Below are 16,779 nucleotides of genomic sequence, written 5' to 3' on the forward strand. Positions count from 1 at the left end.
TTATTATTTAGAATACAATTCTACGATCAAATGCTCTTTAATGTTTTCAGGAATGTCTGCTCTTTCAGGTACATGCAGCAATTTGCCTACCTTAGAGTTATCATCCCATTCCAACCAAGGATATTTGCTATGGTTAAAGCCAGCCAGTGAGTTAGCGATAACTTCCAATGATTTGGATCTTTCACGAACACCGATCACCTGACCCGGTTTTACTGCATAAGAAGGAATATTCACAACCTCACCGTCTACAGTAATGTGCTTGTGGCTCACCAACTGACGAGCAGCTGCGCGAGTAGGAGCAATACCCAAACGGAATACGATATTGTCAAGGCGACCTTCCAACAATTGGAGAAGGATTTCACCTGTAATACCTTTAGCAGTCTCAGCCTTCTCAAACAAGTTGCGGAATTGTTTTTCCAAAACGCCATAAGTATATTTGGCTTTCTGTTTCTCACGAAGTTGAACACCGTATTCAGAAGTCTTTCTCTTTCTGGAATTACCGTGCTGTCCGGGAGGATAGTTCTTCTTTGACAATACTTTATCTGCTCCAAAGATACCTTCACCGAATTTACGGGCTATTCTTGATTTTGGTCCAGTATATCTAGCCATTTCTTTTAAATATTTAATTGTTTATTCATGAACTTGGGTTTGTTGCAGCCGCGATTGCAGAGAGAAAGTTTACAATCCAATAACAAAATCAAGTCTCACTTCTATTAAAGGTAAATTTTAAACTCTACGTCTTTTCGGAGGACGACAACCGTTGTGCGGAAGCGGAGTTACGTCAATGATTTCAGTAACCTCGATACCTGCACCGTGGATAGTTCTGATAGCAGACTCACGTCCGTTACCCGGGCCCTTCACATATGCTTTTACCTTTCTCAAGCCAAGATCGTATGCTATCTTAGCACAATCTTGAGCAGCCATCTGTGCTGCGTAGGGAGTGTTCTTCTTTGAACCTCTAAAACCCATCTTTCCGGCAGAAGACCAAGAAATGATCTGACCTTCGCTGTTTGCCAGAGAAACAATAATGTTGTTAAAAGATGAATGAACATGCAACTGTCCATTAGCATCAACCTTCACATTTCTCTTTTTTGCTGCAACTGTTTTTTTTGTCCATATCAACAATTATTATTTAGTAGCTTTTTTCTTATTAGCAACGGTTTTCTTTCTACTTACGAGTACGGGCATTGTTCTTTGTGCTCTGACCTCTTACTGGAAGACCAATACGATGACGAACACCACGATAGCAACCGATATCCATTAAACGCTTAATGTTCAATTGAACTTCAGAACGAAGATCACCTTCAACCTTATACTCTGCACCAATGATCTCACGAATCTTGGCAGCCTGATCATCCGTCCAGTCTTTTACTTTCAGGTCTCTGTCAACACCTGCTTTATCCAAAATTTTTGCTGAACTACTACGACCTATACCATATACATAGGTCAACGCAACTTCACCTCTCTTGTTTTGAGGCAAATCGACACCAACTATTCTTATAGCCATATACTAAATTATTTTTTTTGCAAAAATAATAATATTATCCTTGACGTTGTTTATACTTAGGATTTTTCTTGTTAATAACATACAAACGGCCATTACGTCTAACGATCTTACACTCTGGCGTACGTTTCTTTAAGGATGCTCTTACTTTCATATCTTAATTTTATTTATATCTAAATACAATTCTTCCTTTCGATAAATCGTAAGGAGACATTTCGACTCTTACTTTATCCCCTGGCAGGATTTTGATGTAATGCATCCGCATCTTACCGGAAATATGTGCAGTAATCTCATGTCCGTTTTCTAATTCAACACGAAACATCGCATTAGACAATGCTTCAACTATAACTCCATCTTGTTCTATTGCAGATTGCTTTGCCATATTAATTTCTTAAATTGCTTTATCTCCTAATACTTCTTCAATGAACTCGAATGATGACAATATATCAGCTTCACCAGCGCCGACTGCTATCGTATGTTCAAAATGAGCTGCACACTTGCGGTCTTTTGTCCTCACCGTCCAGCCATCACGCTCCATGAGTATTTGTCGGTTACCTAAAGTTATCATCGGTTCAATGGCAATGCACAAGCCTTTCTTCAGCATTGTCCCATAACCACGCTTTCCGTAATTGGGAACCTGAGGATCTTCATGCATTTCCTTGCCTATTCCGTGACCCACAAACTCACGCACCACACCGTAAGAATTAGATTCGCAGTGTTGCTGTATCGCATAACCGATATCACCCAACCGCTTGCCGTGAACGGCATTCTGTATCCCTATGTACAATGCTTCTTTAGTAACCTTCAGTAATTTGCGGACCTCTTCGTCAACTTCACCTACACAAAACGTATAAGCTGAGTCGCCACAAAAGCCATTCATGTAAGTACCACAATCAACAGACACGATATCACCATCTTTCAGCTCCACATCATCTCCCGGAATACCATGTACCACCTGGTCATTTACAGAGGTGCAAATAGAAGCTGGAAACGGATCGCCATATTGATTAGGAAAACCTTTAAAGGTTGGAACAGCACCATTGTCTCTGATGAACTCTTCCGCCACCCTATCCAGCTCTTTTGTTGTCACACCCGGCTTTATAACCTTAGCTATCTCAGCCAACGTCTTTCCAACAAGCAAATTACTCTTGCGGAGCAGCTCTATTTCATCTTCTGTTTTAAGAAATATCATTCTTCAAAAAAGATTAATATGCAGCTACATTACCACTGCGGCCTTTAATACGTCCGGATTTCAGCAAACCGTCATAGTGTCTCATCAACAAATGACTTTCTACCTGCTGGAGAGTATCAAGCACCACACCTACAAGGATTAACAAAGATGTACCGCCAAAGAATTGAGCAAACTCAGCTTTCACACCGAATATACCGGCAAACGCAGGCATAATGGCAACCAAGGCCAAGAAGAAAGAACCAGGCAAAGTAATACGTGACATAATCACGTCAATATACTCAGCAGTTTGCTTTCCTGGCTTGATACCCGGAATAAAACCATTGTTTCTCTTCATATCTTCAGCCATCTGAGTCGGGTTAATAGTAATTGCAGTATAGAAATACGTAAACAATATAATCAACACTGCAAAAATCAAATTATACCAAAAGCTTGTATGATCAGTCAATGCACGTACGAAACCGCTTGCATCATTTACATTCGAGAACCCAACAAGAGTGATAGGAATAAACATGATAGCCTGAGCAAAAATGATAGGCATCACGTTAGCAGCATTCACTTTCAAAGGAATATACTGTCTAGCACCGCCATATTGCTTGTTACCCACGATCTTCTTCGCATATTGAACAGGAATCTTTCTGGTTCCCTGCACCAAAAGAATAGCGAATGCAATAACAACCAGCAGAACAACAAGCTCAATCAGGAACATTACCAGACCACCAGTCTTGTCCGTCATACGGGAAATCAATTCCTGGAATAAGGACTGCGGCAGACGGGCGATGATACCAATCATGATAATCAGCGAAATACCATTACCGATACCCTTATCCGTAATTCTCTCACCAAGCCACAAAATAAACATACTTCCAGCCGCCAAAATGATGGTAGAAGTAAACATAAACCAGAACCAATCTAATGAAGCATTTAAAGAAGGACCAGCCTGCATCTTAAGATTGAGCAAATAAGAAGGAGCCTGAACCAAAAGAATAAGAATCGTCAGATAACGAGTATATTGATTCATTTTTCTTCTACCACTCTCACCTTCGCGCTGCAATTTCTGGAAATACGGAACCGCAATACCCAGCAACTGAATCACAATGGAGGCAGAGATGTACGGCATGATACCCAATGCAAAAATAGAGGCATTGGAAAATGCTCCTCCGGAAAACATGTTTAACAAGGCTAAAAGACCTTCGCTTGTCTGTTGATGCAATTGTGTCAGCATTGACGGATTGATACCCGGCAAAACTACATACGAACCAAAACGGTAGATTGCCACAAACAATATGGTAATGAGGATCCGTTGTCTCAGATCCTCAATTTTCCATATATTCTTTAATGTTTCAATAGCTTTTCTCATTGAATTAGAGTTTTACTACTTGTCCACCAGCAGCTTCGATGGCAGCAACAGCAGTCTTAGAAAATGCATGTGCTTGTACATCCAACTTAGCAGTCAAAGTTCCGTTACCTAATACTTTTACCAACTGGCTTGCAGAAATGAAACCAGCAGCAATGAAGTCACTGATACCTACAGTCTGCAAGTTCTTTGCTTCAGCCAATTTCTGAATTGTATCCAAGTTGATAGCCTTATACTCTACACGATTGATATTTTTAAAGCCAAACTTAGGAAGACGACGTTGAAGAGGCATCTGACCACCTTCAAAACCGATTTTCTTAGAGTATCCAGATCTTGATTTAGCTCCTTTATGACCTCTAGTAGAAGTACCTCCCAAGCCAGAACCCGGACCACGTCCAATTCTCTTTCTTGTTTTAGTAGATCCCTCTGCAGGTTTTAAATTACTTAAGTTCATATTGTAATTCGTTTTATATTCAACAAATAATTACTTAACAATGGTAACCAAGTGTTTAACCTTATCCACCATTCCAAGAATTGAAGGAGTGCATTCGTGTTCAACCACACGATTCAACTTATGAAGTCCCAGTGCATCGAGAGTTCTCTTCTGATCAGCAGGAGCACCAATTCTACTTTTAACTTGTTTAATCTTTATAGTCGACATATTCTTCCTCCTTATCCTCTAAATACTTTTTCCATACTAACTCCTCTGTTCTGGGCAACCATACGGGCATCGCGCATTTCACTCAATGCCAAGATAGTAGCCTTTACCAAGTTGTGCGGGTTGGAAGAACCTTTTGACTTAGCCAAAACGTCTGTTACACCAACACTTTCCAATACGGCACGCATTGCACCGCCAGCAACAACACCGGTACCGTGAGAAGCCGGTTTGATAAATACTTCAGCGCCACCGAACTTTGCAGACTGTTCGTGAGGAACTGTACCTTTCAGCACAGGCACTCTTGTCAGGTTCTTCTTTGCAGATTCAACACCTTTGGCAATAGCAGCGGTTACTTCACCAGCTTTACCAAGGCCCCAACCGATGATGCCTTCTTCGTTTCCTACTACCACAATAGCAGAGAAACTAAAAGTTCTACCACCTTTGGTTACTTTGGTTACACGATTAATAGCAACCAATCTGTCTTTCAGCTCTATATCGTTTGTAATCTTAACTCTATTATTAAGTCCTGCCATAATGATTAAAATTTAAGTCCACCGTTACGGGCAGCATCAGCCACCTCTTTTACTCTCCCATGATACAAGTAACCATTACGGTCGAAAACAACAGTAGTAATACCTGCTTCCTGAGCTTTTTTCGCAATCAGTTCACCTACTTTAGCAGCTTGTTCCTTCTTAGGCATCTTTTCAGTCATACCCAAAGAAGAAGCGGCAGCCAATGTCTTACCGGACAAGTCGTCGATAATCTGAACATAGATTTGCTTGTTACTTCTAAATACACTCATACGCGGGCATTCAGTAGTACCTGAAATTTTGTTGCGTACTCTATATTTGATCTTAATTCGTCTTTCTATTTTTGTTGTCATAATAATATCAATTTAAATGATTATTTAGCACCGGCTGATTTACCAGACTTTCTACGAATTTCTTCGCCAACAAACTTAATACCTTTACCCTTATACGGTTCAGGCTTACGGAAAGAACGTATTTTAGCACAAACTAGACCAAGCAACTGCTTATCGCAAGATTCCAATATGATAAGCGGATTCTTGTTTCTTTCAGATTTGGTTTCTACTTTAATCTCAGCAGGCAACTGAATAAAGATACTATGTGTGTAACCCAAGTTCAGTTCAATGATATTACCTTGATTAGAGGCACGGTAACCTACACCGACAAGTTCCAATTCTTTCTTATATCCCTCTGATACACCAACAACCATGTTGTGTACCAATGAACGGTATAATCCATGGAATGCATGCTTTTGCTTGGGATTATCCAGCATTGCATTTTCATTCTCAGCCAAAACAACATGACCGTCTTCGATGGTAACATTGATAGCAGGATTTACATATTGGCTCATTTCGCCTTTGGGTCCCTTAACGGTAACCACGTCATCTTTCAGAGTAACTGTTACTCCAGCGGGAATACTAATGGGTAATTTTCCTATTCTTGACATTGCTAATTCCTCCTATTAATATACATAACACAAAACTTCACCACCAATTTTCAGTTCAGCGGCTTCTTTGTTGGTCATTACACCCTTGGAAGTAGATATTATAGCAATACCCAAACCATTAATAACACGCGGCATGTCTTTATAACCGGTATATTGACGCAAACCCGGAGAAGAGATTCTCTCCAGCTTCTTGATAGCGTTAACCTTGTTTACCGGATCATACTTCAAGGCAACCTTGATTGTACCTTGAGGACCATCTTCTACAAACTTATAATTAAGAATGTAGCCCTTTTCAAAAAGAATCTTAGTGATTTCTTTTTTCAAATTTGAAGCCGGAACTTCCACAACTCTGTGCTTCGCTTGAATAGCGTTCCGCAACCTCGTCAAATAATCTGCTATTGGATCAGTCATATAAAAAATAAATTAAATTAATCAGGCCTACCCTGACAATATTTAAAAAACAAAATTACCAGCTTGCTTTCTTTACACCGGGAATAAGACCGTTGGAAGCCATCTCACGGAACTGGATTCTGGAGATACCAAACTGACGGATATATCCTTTGGGACGACCAGTCAGCTTGCAACGGTTGTGCATACGAATCGGGTTAGAATTCTTAGGCAGGTCCTGCAATTTCTGTGCAGCTTCAAAAGCTTCAGCAGGATCACCGGTTCTAACGATTTGCTTCAACGCAGCTCTTTTCTCGGCATATCTGGCTACTAATTTAGCACGCTTTACTTCACGTGCCTTCATTGATTCCTTTGCCATATTATCAATCTTTTTTAGCGTTTTTAAACGGTAAACCAAATTCTTTCAACAAGGCATACCCTTCCTCATCTGTTTGCGCAGAGGTTACAAAGGTAATATTCATTCCGAGAATTCTGGTAATACTATCGATATTAATTTCAGGGAAAATGATTTGTTCCTGAATACCAAGGGTATAGTTACCCTTACCATCGAACTTACTTTCAATACCCTTGAAGTCGCGAATACGAGGCAGAGCTACACGAACCAGCTTTTCAAGGAATTCGTACATTCTCTCACGACGCAGAGTTACCATAACGCCAATCGGCATTTTCTTACGCAACTTAAAGTTTGCAATATCCTTACGAGAAATGGTTGCCACGGCTTTCTGGCCAGTGATAGTAGTCATTTCATTAATTGCCACTTCAATAATCTTCTTGTCGGCAACAGCCATACCCAGACCTTGATTGATAACAATCTTCTTAAGTACGGGTATCTGCATTGAAGAAGAATACTGGAACTGTGATTTCAATGCAGGCGCAATACGCTCTGCATATTCTTTCTTAAGGCTAGCAGTATTACTCATTACTTAATCTCCTCTCCTGATTTTTTAGAAACACGTACGATAGTCTTCTTACCGTTCTCATTGACAGTCACTTTACGACCGATACGCGTAGCTTTGCCCGTCTTAGGATCCACGGGGTTCAAGTTAGACAAATGGATAGAAGCTTCTTGCTTCACGATACCCCCCTGAGGGTTCTTTGCATTAGGCTTGGTACTCTTTGACACCATGTTGATACCTTCTACAATTGCGCGGTTCTTGTCAACAAGAACCTTGAGTACGCGACCTTGTTTGCCTTTGTCCTCACCGCAATTCACGATTACTGTATCGCCTTTTTTAATATGTAATTTACTCATTACTCAAATCTTTTACAATATTAAAGTACTTCAGGAGCGAGTGACACAACTTTCATGTTAGTAGCACGAAGTTCACGAGCTACCGGACCGAAAATACGACTACCTCTAATTTCACCTGCATTGTTCAACAACACGCAAGCATTATCATCAAAACGTATGTAAGAGCCATCAGCACGACGGATTTCTTTCTTAGTACGTACGATCAAAGCTTTAGACACTGCACCTTTTTTAATATCACTTGAAGGGATAACGCTCTTAACAGAAACGACAATCACGTCCCCTACTGAAGCATAGCGACGACCTGTACCACCCAAAACGCGGATACAGAGAGCCTCTTTTGCCCCACTATTATCACATACTGTAAGTCTGGATTCTACTTGTATCATAATTACTTAGCTCTTTCAATTATTTCTACCAATCTCCATCTCTTAGTCTTGCTCAAAGGACGAGTTTCCATGATGTGTACAGTATCGCCGATATTGCACTCATTCTTTTCATCATGAGCATGGTACTTCTTCGTCTTGCTAACGAACTTACCATATATGGGGTGTTTTTCCTTAAACTTAGCTGCTACTGTAATGGTCTTATCCATCTTGTTGCTCAGCACAACCCCAGTTCTTTCTTTTCTTAAATTTCTTGCTTCCATCAAGCTCATCATTTATTGTTAAGTTCTCTTTGGCGTAATTCTGTTTTCATACGCGCAATAGTCCTGCGTAATTGTTTGATCTGAGCAGGATTATCCAAAGGAGAAATAGAATGATTTAAAACCATTTGGTTGTAATTAGCTACTTCTGCTTCTACTCTTTCTACCAAGTCGTTGGTAGGCATCTCTTTAATTTCTGCTATTTTCATACTCCTTACGCATTTTGATTTTGAATATCATAATCACGTCTAACCACAAACTTAGTTGTGATAGGAAGCTTCTGTGCAGCCAAGCGCAAAGCCTCTTTAGCGATTTCATAAGATACTCCTTCGGCTTCGATAATAATTCTACCCGGTGTAACTGGGGCAACGAATCCCTCCGGTGCACCCTTACCTTTACCCATACGCACATCAGCAGGCTTTCTGGTAATAGGTTTGTCGGGGAAAATACGAATCCAAATCTGTCCTTGACGTTGCATATATCTTGTCACTGCAATACGCGCAGCTTCAATCTGACGGCCTGTAATCCATTTCGTTTCCAAGGCCTTAATACCAAAAGATCCGAAAGCCAACTGGTTTCCTCTTTGGGCATTACCCTTTTGACGGCCTTTTTGTTGTCTTCTGAATTTTGTTTTTTTCGGTTGTAACATAATTCCTAAAAATCAAATTCGTTAGCGATTATTTTTCTTTCTTTTGAAGTTCTTTCCGCCATTGTTTCCGCTATTGCTTCCACGACCACTTTCCTTGCTTTGCGTAAAGTTCGGAGCCAACTCCTTCTTACCATAAACTTCACCTCTACAAATCCAAACTTTAATACCGAGAAGACCAACCTTTGTCAATGCTTCTGCATGACAGTAGTCGATATCTGCTCTAAAAGTGTGCAACGGAGTTCTTCCTTCCTTATACATTTCAGAACGGGCCATTTCTGCACCATTCAAACGTCCTGAAATCTGAATCTTGATACCTTCCGCACCCATACGCATTGTATTGGCAATGGCCATCTTGATGGCACGGCGGTAGGCAATTTTGCCTTCAACCTGGCGGGCAATGTTGTTAGCCACGATAACAGCGTCCAGCTCAGGTCTTTTAACTTCGAAGATATTAATCTGAATATCCTTATCCGTAACCTTCTTCAACTCCTCCTTCAACTTGTCAACTTCTTGGCCACCTTTGCCGATAATGATACCCGGACGTGCAGTACAAACGGTAATAGTCACGAGTTTCAGTGTACGTTCGATTACAATCCTTGATACACTTGCCTTTGCCAGACGAGCGTTCAAATATTTACGAATCTTGCTATCTTCCAGCAGAGAGTCGCCGTAATTCTTTCCACCATACCAATTGGAATCCCATCCTCTGATGATTCCTAAACGGTTGCTTATTGGATTAACTTTTTGTCCCATTTACCTTAATTTTGATCTTCGTTATTACTTTTAGAACCAACGAACAACGTTACGTGGTTTGAACGTTTACGAATTCTGTAACCTCTACCCTGCGGAGCCGGTCTCATTCTTTTGAGTGTAGCACCACCATCAACAAAAATCTTGGTTACGAATAACTCACCACTTTCAGCTTTACGTTCGTTTTTCTGCTCCCAGTTAGCAATTGCAGAGCGCAGCAACTTTTCCACTCTTGCGGCAGCCTCTTTTGAAGAGAACTTCAAAACGCCGAGTGCTCTGTTCACCTCCATCCCGCGAATCATGTCAGCCACGAGACGCATTTTACGGGGGGAAGTAGGAACATTTTGCAATTTCGCAAAATACATGGTCTTAAGGCTTCTTTTCTTTTTTCAGCCGATATTTTTTTTCTTGCTCCCATTATATTATTACTTTATTATTTCAGATAAATCCTGTCTTATTTTTTCTTGTTACCAGCGTGTCCTCTGAAAGTACGAGTTGGAGCAAATTCGCCCAACTTGTGTCCCACCATATTTTCGGTAACATAAACAGGAATAAATTTATTTCCGTTGTGAACTGCAACAGTATGGCCTACGAAATCAGGCGAAATCATTGAAGCTCTGGCCCAGGTCTTAACTACCACTTTCTTGCCCGATTCATTCATGGCAAGCACTTTTTTCTCAAGCTTAACGTTAATATACGGACCTTTTTTTAATGAACGACTCATAATTTACTCAATTAATCAGATTACTTCTTTCTTCTCTCAATAATATACTTAGACGATTGTTTCTTCGGAGCTCTTGTCTTAAGACCCTTAGCGTACAATCCCTTACGAGATCTCGGGTGTCCTCCTGAAGCACGTCCTTCACCACCACCCATCGGGTGATCAACCGGGTTCATAACAACACCACGGTTACGCGGACGACGTCCTAACCAACGAGAACGTCCAGCTTTACCTGAACTTTCCAATCCATGATCTGAGTTACCTACACTACCGATAGTAGCCTTACAAGTGCTGAGGATCTGACGAACCTCACCTGAAGGCAACTTGATAACGCAGTACTTACCTTCTCTAGAAGTCAACTGAGCGAAGTTACCAGCCGAGCGAACCAAGGCAGCGCCTTGTCCCGGACGTAATTCGATGTTGTGAATTACAGTACCGACCGGAATATTCTGAAGCGGAAGTGCGTTTCCGATTTCCGGAGCGGCAGTTTCACCTGACATCAAAGTCGTACCAACTTGCAATCCATTGGGAGCAATAATATATCTTTTTTCTCCATCTGCATAAAACAACAAAGCGATACGAGCCGAACGGTTCGGATCGTATTCAATTGTTTTAACCACTGCAGGCACACCGTCTTTATTTCTCTTGAAATCTACGATACGAATAATCTTCTTACTACCGCCACCGATGTAGCGCATGGTCATCTTACCTTCGTTGTTACGACCACCTGAAGATTTCTTACCAAATACAAGAGACTTTTCTGGTACCCGTGCAGTAATCTCTTCGTAAGTACCAATAATTTTATGTCTTTGCCCCGGTGTTGTGGGCTTAAATTTACGTACTGCCATTTTTATTAAATATTGCTATAAAAATCAATAGTATCTCCTTCTTTCAACGTAACGATAGCTTTTTTGAACGCATTCGTACGTCCGTTGATGATACCGGCACGAGTATAGCGGCTCTTGTTTTTGCCGGCATACTTCATTGTATTCACATCAACTACTGTAACGTTGTAAAGGGCTTCAACTTCCTTCTTAATTTCCAGTTTATTAGCTTCAGGACGCACGATAAAGCCGAAACGGTTGTTCGTCTTATCAGTAATTGCAGTCATCTTCTCTGTCACTAACGGTTTAATAATAATTCCCATTATTTAAGCCTCCTTTTTACATTAAGATATTGTCGATAGCAGAAAGTGCACTTTCAGCAAACACAACAACCCCAGCGTCCAATACTCTGTAAGTATTTAACCCTGAGATAGTCTGCACATTAGCACCCTTCACATTACGAGCCGACAAATATACGTTTTTATTTGCTTCCGGTAAAATCACAAGCAGCTTTTTGTCAGAAACTTTAAGATTTTTTGTCATTGCAACGAAATCTTTAGTCTTCGGAGCTTCAAAAGAGAAGTCTTCTACCACTACAACCGCGTTGTTCTGAGCCTTGTATGACAAAGCTGACTTACGAGCCAGAGCCTTTACTTTTTTATTTAATTTGAAGTAGTAATCTCTCGGTTTCGGACCGAACACGCGTCCACCACCAACCAGTACCGGTGAGTTCATGTCACCACGACGTGCACCACCGCCACCTTTCTGGCGACCGATTTTACGAGTAGAACCACTGATTTCGCTTCTTTCCTTTGACTTGTGTGTACCCTGACGCTGGTTAGCCATAAACTGTTTAACATCCAAGTAGATAGCGTGGTCGTTGGGCTCAATTCCGAAGATAGACTCGTTTAACGTAATCTTTCTCCCAGTGTCTTCACCTTTAATGTTATATACGTTAACTTCCATTATTTCTCAATTATTACGATTGAACCTTTGCAACCAGGAACAGATCCCTTAATCAAAAGAAGATTGTGCTCCGCGATTACCTTTAATACCTGCAGGTTTTGAACAGTTACTCTGTCGCCACCAAGCTGTCCACCCATACGCATTCCCTTGAATACTTTTGCAGGGTAAGAACAAGCACCGATAGAACCCGGCTTACGAGCGCGGTTGTGCTGACCGTGAGTAGTCTGGCCTACACCACCGAAACCATGACGTTTTACTACACCCTGGAAACCTTTACCCTTAGAAGTACCCACAACGTCAACAAAAGTTACGTCATTGAACAGTTCCACGGTAACAGTGTCACCCAGATTCAACTCTGTTTCAAATTCTTTGAACTCAGCCAAGTGTTTCTTGGGAGTTACTCCAGCTTTCTTAAAGTGGCCCATCAAAGGCTTTGTAGTGTGCTTCTCCTTCTTGTCCTGGAAGCCCAACTGAACAGCTTCATAACCGTCCTTTTCTACAGTTTTCACTTGAGTAACAACACAAGGACCTGCTTCGATAACAGTGCATGGTACATTCTTACCCTCGGCACTGAAAACGGATGTCATTCCGATTTTTTTTCCTAATAATCCTGGCATTTCACTTAATTTTTAATACTTACACTTTGATTTCTACTTCCACACCACTTGGCAACTCCAACTTCATCAGAGCATCTACCGTCTTAGCTGTTGAGCTATAGATGTCAATCAGTCTCTTGTAAGAAGAGAGTTCGAATTGTTCACGCGACTTCTTGTTAACGAAAGTCGAACGGTTCACGGTAAAGATACGCTTGTGCGTAGGAAGAGGAATCGGACCGCTAACGATGGCGCCCGTTGTCTTTACCGTTCTTACAATCTTCTCAGCTGACTTGTCAACCAAGTTGTGGTCGTAAGATTTCAGTTTGATTCTAATTTTTTGACTCATTACTGTCTTTAGTTATTAAATAGTTATATAAGATGAAGTTCCGTAGGCTAAGAGTCATTCGCTAGCCTACGGGACCTCAAGTTTTTTTAGATTAAGTCAGCACGACCCTTCACTTCCTCCAATACTGCCTTGGCAATAGAGCTGGAAACCTGAGCGTGGTGAGAGTATACCATTGAAGAGGTTGCACGACCAGAAGTGATGGTACGCAATGCTGTTACGTAACCGAACATTTCTGCCAGCGGCACCATTGCCTTCACGATACGTGCACCGGAACGGCTGGATTCCATACCTTCCACCTGGCCACGACGCTTGTTCAAGTCACCGATAACATCACCCATGTTTTCTTCCGGAGTAACAACCTCCAGCTTCATAATAGGCTCCATCAATACCGGACCTGCCTTAGCACAAGCATTCTTATATGCCTGGATAGCGCAGATTTCGAAAGACAACTGATCAGAGTCAACAGGGTGGAAAGAACCGTCAATCAAGGTTACTTTCAGTGAATCCAACGGATAACCTGCCAACACACCATTCTTCATGGCGGTAGTAAAGCCCTTCTGTACAGATGGGATAAATTCCTTAGGAATGTTACCACCCTTCACTTCATCAACGAATTGCAATCCACCTTCCTTGAAGTCTTCATCAACCGGGCCAATGTTCACTATAATATCAGCAAACTTACCACGGCCACCGGACTGCTTCTTGTAAACTTCACGCAAGTTGACTGTCTTAGTGATAGCTTCCTTATAGTTAACCTGAGGCTTACCCTGGTTACATTCAACCTTGAACTCACGTTTCAGACGGTCGATGATAATATCCAAGTGAAGCTCACCCATACCGGAAATAACTGTCTGACCAGTCTGTTCGTCAGTCTTAACTGTGAACGTCGGGTCTTCTTCAGCCAGCTTAGCCAGACCATTTGACAGCTTATCCATATCCTTCTGAGTCTTAGGCTCAACTGCAATACCAATTACCGGTTCCGGGAAGTCCATAGATTCCAATACAATCGGTGCAGTTTCGTCACACAATGTATCACCAGTATGTATATCCTTGAAACCAACACCGGCGCCAATATCACCGGCACCGATAACTTCTACCGGGTTCTGCTTGTTAGAATGCATCTGGAACAGACGGGATACACGTTCCTTCTTGCCTGAGCGAGAATTGTAGATATAAGAACCTGCCTCAATCTTACCAGAATAAACACGGAAGAAAGTCAAACGACCTACATACGGGTCAGTTGCGATCTTGAATGCCAATGCAGAAGTCTTTTCGTCTTCGCTCGGCTTGCGATCTTCTTCAGCACCAGTGTCAGGGTTTGTACCGACAACATTTTCTGTATCCAGCGGAGAAGGCAAGAATGCGCAAACATAGTCGAGCAATGTCTGTACACCCTTGTTCTTGAATGAAGAGCCGCACAACATCGGAACTACAGCCATCTGTACAGTAGCATTGCGGAGAGCTCTCAACACTTCTTCTTCTGTAATAGTAGAAGGATCATCGAAATATTTCTCCATCAAAGCATCGTCAAACTCAGCCACTTTTTCGAGCATCTTATCTCTCCATTCGTTAGCTTCATCTACCAGGTTTGCAGGAATTTCCTCTACTGTATAGTCCGCACCCATTGTTTCATCATGCCAATAAATAGCTTTCATTTTAATAAGGTCTACCAGACCTTTGAAAGACTCCTCAGCACCGATAGGAACAACTATAGGACACGGATTAGCACCCAAAACATCCTTCATCTGGCGAACTACTTCAAAGAAGTCAGCACCGGAACGGTCCATTTTATTAACGTAAGCGATACGCGGTACGTTATATTTATCAGCTTGACGCCAAACTGTCTCAGATTGCGGTTCAACACCACCTACTGCACAGTAAGCAGCAACAGCACCATCAAGAATACGCAAAGAACGCTCTACCTCGGCGGTAAAGTCAACGTGTCCCGGGGTGTCAATCAAGTTGATTTTATAAGTATCACCGGCATATTTCCAACGAGTGGTAGTAGCAGCAGAAGTGATAGTAATACCACGTTCCTGCTCTTGCTCCATCCAGTCCATTGTAGCGGCACCATCGTGTACCTCACCGATTTTGTGGGTCAATCCCGTGTAAAACAAAATACGTTCAGAGGTTGTTGTTTTTCCGGCATCAATGTGAGCCATGATACCGATATTACGTGTCAAATGTAAATCATTCTTTGCCATTTTCTAATTCCCTTACTTTAAGTTTTTAATCTTCTAATTGGTTAGTCTCTTATAGTATTAGAATCTGAAATGGGCAAATGCACGGTTAGCTTCTGCCATTCTGTGCATATCTTCTTTACGCTTGTAAGCACCGCCTTGTTCGTTGAATGCATCCATGATTTCAGCAGCCAGCTTGTCAGCCATTGATTTACCACCACGCTTACGTGCAAAGATAATCAAGTTCTTCATTGAAATTGACTCTTTACGGTCAGCACGGATTTCTGTAGGAACCTGGAAAGTAGCACCACCCACACGGCGAGACTTAACCTCCACTTGGGGAGTTACATTATCCAGTGCTTTTTTCCAAATTTCAAGAGCGGATTTCTCTTCATTCTGCATTTTGTTCTTCACTGTTTCCAACGCAGCATAGAAGATTTCATAAGAAGTGTTCTTCTTTCCATCGTACATCAAGTGATTCACGAATTTGGAAACTTTTACATCATTGAACACGGGATCCGGCAGGATAACGCGTTTTTTTGGTTTTGCTTTTCTCATTTGTCTGAAAGAATAATGTTTTTCGTTCTTGGTTGTTTACTTCTGTCTTCTTCAACTCTCCCTCCGGAGAATTTACTCAACCTTTAGCATCTCCAACAAACTAAAACGTAAGTTATTACTTTTAATTTTTTCTGTTTTTTTGGGCATCAGGCCGCCAGATTATTTCTTCTTAGCAGGAGCTGCTTGGCCCGGCTTCGGACGTTTTGCACCGTATTTGGAACGTCTTTGTGTACGACCTGCGACACCTGCAGTATCCAAAGTACCACGTACGATGTGATAACGTACACCCGGAAGGTCTTTCACACGACCGCCGCGTACCAATACAATAGAGTGTTCCTGCAAGTTGTGACCTTCTCCCGGAATATAAGAGTTCACCTCTTTACCATTGGTCAAACGTACACGAGCTACTTTACGCATAGCTGAATTCGGTTTCTTCGGAGTGGTTGTGTACACTCTCACGCAAACGCCACGTCTTTGAGGACAAGAGTCCAAGGCAGGAGACTTTGATTTCTCCACCAGCACTTCGCGTCCTTTTCTTACTAATTGCTGAATTGTAGGCATTTTAATTGTTTTTAGTTATATATTATTGTTTATATTAATTCAAAATTATACACTTTTGGGCTGCAAAGATACTAATAAGTTTTGAATAATCAATGCACTACAAGTTTTTTTTTAATTTTACGCTTCGCCCTTGATGTGAAGAGT

29 protein-coding genes and 2 pseudogenes are annotated in these 16,779 nt (G+C 41.5%); all 31 read right to left on the reverse strand.

The annotated features are described in order from the left end of the window. Nucleotides 1-3 precede the first annotated feature (3 nt). The 31 genes and pseudogenes from rpsD to rpsL all read right to left on the reverse strand — a co-directional run bounded on the left by rpsD (nucleotide 4) and on the right by rpsL (nucleotide 16,635). Complete coding sequence (gene rpsD, locus JCM16496_RS17165; RefSeq protein WP_005825685.1) at nucleotides 4-609, reverse strand: 30S ribosomal protein S4; 606 nt, start codon at nucleotides 607-609, stop codon at nucleotides 4-6. Between the two features lie 117 nt (nucleotides 610-726). Beyond that, the gene (gene rpsK / locus JCM16496_RS17170) at nucleotides 727-1,119 is read right to left on the reverse strand and encodes a 30S ribosomal protein S11 (RefSeq protein ID WP_128809695.1); all 393 of its coding nucleotides are present in this window, start codon (nucleotides 1,117-1,119) and stop codon (nucleotides 727-729) included. A gap of 9 nt (nucleotides 1,120-1,128) precedes the next feature. Further along, nucleotides 1,129-1,507, reverse strand: a pseudogene (gene rpsM, locus JCM16496_RS17175) (30S ribosomal protein S13). Between the two features lie 34 nt (nucleotides 1,508-1,541). Beyond that, nucleotides 1,542-1,658, reverse strand: coding sequence for a type B 50S ribosomal protein L36 (gene ykgO / locus JCM16496_RS22190; protein ID WP_002558051.1), 117 nt, complete (start codon nucleotides 1,656-1,658; stop codon nucleotides 1,542-1,544). Between the two features lie 9 nt (nucleotides 1,659-1,667). Continuing rightward, the gene (infA, locus tag JCM16496_RS17180) at nucleotides 1,668-1,886 is read right to left on the reverse strand and encodes a translation initiation factor IF-1 (RefSeq protein WP_002558052.1); all 219 of its coding nucleotides are present in this window, start codon (nucleotides 1,884-1,886) and stop codon (nucleotides 1,668-1,670) included. A 9-nt stretch (nucleotides 1,887-1,895) separates the two neighbouring features. Further along, nucleotides 1,896-2,696, reverse strand: a complete 801-nt coding sequence (gene map / locus JCM16496_RS17185; protein WP_025835809.1) for a type I methionyl aminopeptidase — start codon at nucleotides 2,694-2,696, stop codon at nucleotides 1,896-1,898. A gap of 13 nt (nucleotides 2,697-2,709) precedes the next feature. Beyond that, on the reverse strand, nucleotides 2,710-4,053 hold the full coding sequence (gene secY, locus JCM16496_RS17190; protein ID WP_025835812.1) for a preprotein translocase subunit SecY: 1,344 nt from the start codon (nucleotides 4,051-4,053) through the stop codon (nucleotides 2,710-2,712). A gap of 4 nt (nucleotides 4,054-4,057) precedes the next feature. Continuing rightward, complete coding sequence (gene rplO, locus JCM16496_RS17195) at nucleotides 4,058-4,504, reverse strand: 50S ribosomal protein L15 (RefSeq protein ID WP_025835814.1); 447 nt, start codon at nucleotides 4,502-4,504, stop codon at nucleotides 4,058-4,060. 30 nt (nucleotides 4,505-4,534) lie between these two features. Then, nucleotides 4,535-4,711, reverse strand: coding sequence for a 50S ribosomal protein L30 (rpmD, locus tag JCM16496_RS17200; RefSeq protein WP_004291222.1), 177 nt, complete (start codon nucleotides 4,709-4,711; stop codon nucleotides 4,535-4,537). Between the two features lie 11 nt (nucleotides 4,712-4,722). After that, a complete protein-coding gene (rpsE, locus tag JCM16496_RS17205; RefSeq protein WP_005825693.1) occupies nucleotides 4,723-5,241 on the reverse strand; it encodes a 30S ribosomal protein S5 in 519 nt (172 codons plus the stop codon). 5 nt (nucleotides 5,242-5,246) lie between these two features. After that, the gene (gene rplR / locus JCM16496_RS17210) at nucleotides 5,247-5,591 is read right to left on the reverse strand and encodes a 50S ribosomal protein L18 (RefSeq protein ID WP_005656518.1); all 345 of its coding nucleotides are present in this window, start codon (nucleotides 5,589-5,591) and stop codon (nucleotides 5,247-5,249) included. Between the two features lie 20 nt (nucleotides 5,592-5,611). Then, nucleotides 5,612-6,181 (reverse strand): 50S ribosomal protein L6, encoded by a 570-nt coding sequence (rplF, locus tag JCM16496_RS17215; RefSeq protein ID WP_025835817.1) that lies wholly within the window; start codon nucleotides 6,179-6,181, stop codon nucleotides 5,612-5,614. 15 nt (nucleotides 6,182-6,196) lie between these two features. After that, the gene (gene rpsH / locus JCM16496_RS17220; protein WP_004291226.1) at nucleotides 6,197-6,592 is read right to left on the reverse strand and encodes a 30S ribosomal protein S8; all 396 of its coding nucleotides are present in this window, start codon (nucleotides 6,590-6,592) and stop codon (nucleotides 6,197-6,199) included. Nucleotides 6,593-6,647: 55 nt separating this feature from the next. Continuing rightward, entirely contained in the window at nucleotides 6,648-6,947 is a 300-nt protein-coding gene (gene rpsN / locus JCM16496_RS17225) for a 30S ribosomal protein S14 (RefSeq protein WP_005825697.1), read from the reverse strand. Between the two features lie 4 nt (nucleotides 6,948-6,951). Beyond that, nucleotides 6,952-7,509: a 50S ribosomal protein L5 gene (gene rplE / locus JCM16496_RS17230; protein WP_005825698.1), complete on the reverse strand. Its 558-nt coding sequence runs from the start codon at nucleotides 7,507-7,509 to the stop codon at nucleotides 6,952-6,954. Continuing rightward, on the reverse strand, nucleotides 7,509-7,841 hold the full coding sequence (gene rplX, locus JCM16496_RS17235; protein ID WP_025835819.1) for a 50S ribosomal protein L24: 333 nt from the start codon (nucleotides 7,839-7,841) through the stop codon (nucleotides 7,509-7,511). The genes rplE and rplX overlap by 1 nt, the downstream gene beginning before the upstream one ends. A 20-nt stretch (nucleotides 7,842-7,861) precedes the next feature. Then, complete coding sequence (rplN, locus tag JCM16496_RS17240) at nucleotides 7,862-8,227, reverse strand: 50S ribosomal protein L14 (RefSeq protein ID WP_005825700.1); 366 nt, start codon at nucleotides 8,225-8,227, stop codon at nucleotides 7,862-7,864. A 2-nt stretch (nucleotides 8,228-8,229) separates the two neighbouring features. Further along, nucleotides 8,230-8,499, reverse strand: a complete 270-nt coding sequence (rpsQ, locus tag JCM16496_RS17245; RefSeq protein WP_005825701.1) for a 30S ribosomal protein S17 — start codon at nucleotides 8,497-8,499, stop codon at nucleotides 8,230-8,232. Beyond that, nucleotides 8,496-8,693, reverse strand: a complete 198-nt coding sequence (rpmC, locus tag JCM16496_RS17250; protein WP_025835822.1) for a 50S ribosomal protein L29 — start codon at nucleotides 8,691-8,693, stop codon at nucleotides 8,496-8,498. The genes rpsQ and rpmC overlap by 4 nt, the downstream gene beginning before the upstream one ends. A gap of 5 nt (nucleotides 8,694-8,698) precedes the next feature. Further along, nucleotides 8,699-9,133 carry a 50S ribosomal protein L16 gene (rplP, locus tag JCM16496_RS17255; protein ID WP_004291234.1) on the reverse strand — a complete coding sequence of 145 codons (435 nt, stop codon included), beginning with the start codon at nucleotides 9,131-9,133 and terminating at the stop codon, nucleotides 8,699-8,701. Nucleotides 9,134-9,154: 21 nt separating this feature from the next. Beyond that, on the reverse strand, nucleotides 9,155-9,886 hold the full coding sequence (gene rpsC / locus JCM16496_RS17260) for a 30S ribosomal protein S3 (RefSeq protein WP_004291235.1): 732 nt from the start codon (nucleotides 9,884-9,886) through the stop codon (nucleotides 9,155-9,157). A 5-nt stretch (nucleotides 9,887-9,891) separates the two neighbouring features. Beyond that, nucleotides 9,892-10,301 (reverse strand): annotated as a pseudogene (rplV, locus tag JCM16496_RS17265) (50S ribosomal protein L22). A 36-nt stretch (nucleotides 10,302-10,337) separates the two neighbouring features. Beyond that, nucleotides 10,338-10,607 carry a 30S ribosomal protein S19 gene (gene rpsS, locus JCM16496_RS17270; protein ID WP_002558070.1) on the reverse strand — a complete coding sequence of 90 codons (270 nt, stop codon included), beginning with the start codon at nucleotides 10,605-10,607 and terminating at the stop codon, nucleotides 10,338-10,340. A gap of 20 nt (nucleotides 10,608-10,627) precedes the next feature. Continuing rightward, nucleotides 10,628-11,452, reverse strand: a complete 825-nt coding sequence (gene rplB, locus JCM16496_RS17275; RefSeq protein WP_005825705.1) for a 50S ribosomal protein L2 — start codon at nucleotides 11,450-11,452, stop codon at nucleotides 10,628-10,630. Nucleotides 11,453-11,457: 5 nt separating this feature from the next. Continuing rightward, nucleotides 11,458-11,751, reverse strand: coding sequence for a 50S ribosomal protein L23 (gene rplW, locus JCM16496_RS17280; RefSeq protein WP_005825706.1), 294 nt, complete (start codon nucleotides 11,749-11,751; stop codon nucleotides 11,458-11,460). Between the two features lie 16 nt (nucleotides 11,752-11,767). Further along, on the reverse strand, nucleotides 11,768-12,394 hold the full coding sequence (gene rplD / locus JCM16496_RS17285; protein ID WP_005825707.1) for a 50S ribosomal protein L4: 627 nt from the start codon (nucleotides 12,392-12,394) through the stop codon (nucleotides 11,768-11,770). Further along, complete coding sequence (gene rplC, locus JCM16496_RS17290) at nucleotides 12,394-13,011, reverse strand: 50S ribosomal protein L3 (protein ID WP_025835826.1); 618 nt, start codon at nucleotides 13,009-13,011, stop codon at nucleotides 12,394-12,396. Before rplC ends, rplD begins: the two co-directional genes overlap by 1 nt. A gap of 19 nt (nucleotides 13,012-13,030) precedes the next feature. Next, complete coding sequence (gene rpsJ, locus JCM16496_RS17295; RefSeq protein ID WP_004291244.1) at nucleotides 13,031-13,336, reverse strand: 30S ribosomal protein S10; 306 nt, start codon at nucleotides 13,334-13,336, stop codon at nucleotides 13,031-13,033. Between the two features lie 86 nt (nucleotides 13,337-13,422). Beyond that, nucleotides 13,423-15,540 carry an elongation factor G gene (gene fusA, locus JCM16496_RS17300; RefSeq protein ID WP_025835828.1) on the reverse strand — a complete coding sequence of 706 codons (2,118 nt, stop codon included), beginning with the start codon at nucleotides 15,538-15,540 and terminating at the stop codon, nucleotides 13,423-13,425. A gap of 57 nt (nucleotides 15,541-15,597) precedes the next feature. Then, nucleotides 15,598-16,074 carry a 30S ribosomal protein S7 gene (gene rpsG / locus JCM16496_RS17305; RefSeq protein WP_005825710.1) on the reverse strand — a complete coding sequence of 159 codons (477 nt, stop codon included), beginning with the start codon at nucleotides 16,072-16,074 and terminating at the stop codon, nucleotides 15,598-15,600. A 159-nt stretch (nucleotides 16,075-16,233) separates the two neighbouring features. Then, complete coding sequence (gene rpsL, locus JCM16496_RS17310) at nucleotides 16,234-16,635, reverse strand: 30S ribosomal protein S12 (protein ID WP_005825712.1); 402 nt, start codon at nucleotides 16,633-16,635, stop codon at nucleotides 16,234-16,236. Nucleotides 16,636-16,779: the final 144 nt, after the last annotated feature.

Origin of the sequence: Bacteroides rodentium JCM 16496, assembly GCF_000614125.1 — a bacterium.
Taxonomy (GTDB): Bacteria; Bacteroidota; Bacteroidia; order Bacteroidales; family Bacteroidaceae; genus Bacteroides; species Bacteroides rodentium.

Bases quoted from the DNA above. Each gene is read 5' to 3' on its own strand.
- rpsE (WP_005825693.1), bottom strand. From the start codon at position 5,241: ATGGCAGGACTTAATAATAGAGTTAAGATTACAAACGATATAGAGCTG.
- rplF (WP_025835817.1), bottom strand. From the start codon at position 6,181: ATGTCAAGAATAGGAAAATTACCCATTAGTATTCCCGCTGGAGTAACA.
- rplR (WP_005656518.1), bottom strand. From the start codon at position 5,591: ATGACAACAAAAATAGAAAGACGAATTAAGATCAAATATAGAGTACGC.
- rpsJ (WP_004291244.1), bottom strand. From the start codon at position 13,336: ATGAGTCAAAAAATTAGAATCAAACTGAAATCTTACGACCACAACTTG.
- rpsQ (WP_005825701.1), bottom strand. From the start codon at position 8,499: ATGATGAGCTTGATGGAAGCAAGAAATTTAAGAAAAGAAAGAACTGGG.
- map (WP_025835809.1), bottom strand. From the start codon at position 2,696: ATGATATTTCTTAAAACAGAAGATGAAATAGAGCTGCTCCGCAAGAGT.
- fusA (WP_025835828.1), bottom strand. From the start codon at position 15,540: ATGGCAAAGAATGATTTACATTTGACACGTAATATCGGTATCATGGCT.
- rplW (WP_005825706.1), bottom strand. From the start codon at position 11,751: ATGGGAATTATTATTAAACCGTTAGTGACAGAGAAGATGACTGCAATT.
- rpsH (WP_004291226.1), bottom strand. From the start codon at position 6,592: ATGACTGATCCAATAGCAGATTATTTGACGAGGTTGCGGAACGCTATT.
- rplD (WP_005825707.1), bottom strand. From the start codon at position 12,394: ATGGAAGTTAACGTATATAACATTAAAGGTGAAGACACTGGGAGAAAG.
- infA (WP_002558052.1), bottom strand. From the start codon at position 1,886: ATGGCAAAGCAATCTGCAATAGAACAAGATGGAGTTATAGTTGAAGCA.
- rpsG (WP_005825710.1), bottom strand. From the start codon at position 16,074: ATGAGAAAAGCAAAACCAAAAAAACGCGTTATCCTGCCGGATCCCGTG.
- ykgO (WP_002558051.1), bottom strand. From the start codon at position 1,658: ATGAAAGTAAGAGCATCCTTAAAGAAACGTACGCCAGAGTGTAAGATC.
- rplP (WP_004291234.1), bottom strand. From the start codon at position 9,133: ATGTTACAACCGAAAAAAACAAAATTCAGAAGACAACAAAAAGGCCGT.
- secY (WP_025835812.1), bottom strand. From the start codon at position 4,053: ATGAGAAAAGCTATTGAAACATTAAAGAATATATGGAAAATTGAGGAT.
- rpmC (WP_025835822.1), bottom strand. From the start codon at position 8,693: ATGAAAATAGCAGAAATTAAAGAGATGCCTACCAACGACTTGGTAGAA.
- rplO (WP_025835814.1), bottom strand. From the start codon at position 4,504: ATGAACTTAAGTAATTTAAAACCTGCAGAGGGATCTACTAAAACAAGA.
- rpsL (WP_005825712.1), bottom strand. From the start codon at position 16,635: ATGCCTACAATTCAGCAATTAGTAAGAAAAGGACGCGAAGTGCTGGTG.
- rplB (WP_005825705.1), bottom strand. From the start codon at position 11,452: ATGGCAGTACGTAAATTTAAGCCCACAACACCGGGGCAAAGACATAAA.
- rplE (WP_005825698.1), bottom strand. From the start codon at position 7,509: ATGAGTAATACTGCTAGCCTTAAGAAAGAATATGCAGAGCGTATTGCG.
- rpsC (WP_004291235.1), bottom strand. From the start codon at position 9,886: ATGGGACAAAAAGTTAATCCAATAAGCAACCGTTTAGGAATCATCAGA.
- rpmD (WP_004291222.1), bottom strand. From the start codon at position 4,711: ATGTCGACTATAAAGATTAAACAAGTTAAAAGTAGAATTGGTGCTCCT.
- rpsD (WP_005825685.1), bottom strand. From the start codon at position 609: ATGGCTAGATATACTGGACCAAAATCAAGAATAGCCCGTAAATTCGGT.
- rpsN (WP_005825697.1), bottom strand. From the start codon at position 6,947: ATGGCAAAGGAATCAATGAAGGCACGTGAAGTAAAGCGTGCTAAATTA.
- rpsS (WP_002558070.1), bottom strand. From the start codon at position 10,607: ATGAGTCGTTCATTAAAAAAAGGTCCGTATATTAACGTTAAGCTTGAG.
- rplX (WP_025835819.1), bottom strand. From the start codon at position 7,841: ATGAGTAAATTACATATTAAAAAAGGCGATACAGTAATCGTGAATTGC.
- rplN (WP_005825700.1), bottom strand. From the start codon at position 8,227: ATGATACAAGTAGAATCCAGACTTACAGTATGTGATAATAGTGGGGCA.
- rplC (WP_025835826.1), bottom strand. From the start codon at position 13,011: ATGCCAGGATTATTAGGAAAAAAAATCGGAATGACATCCGTTTTCAGT.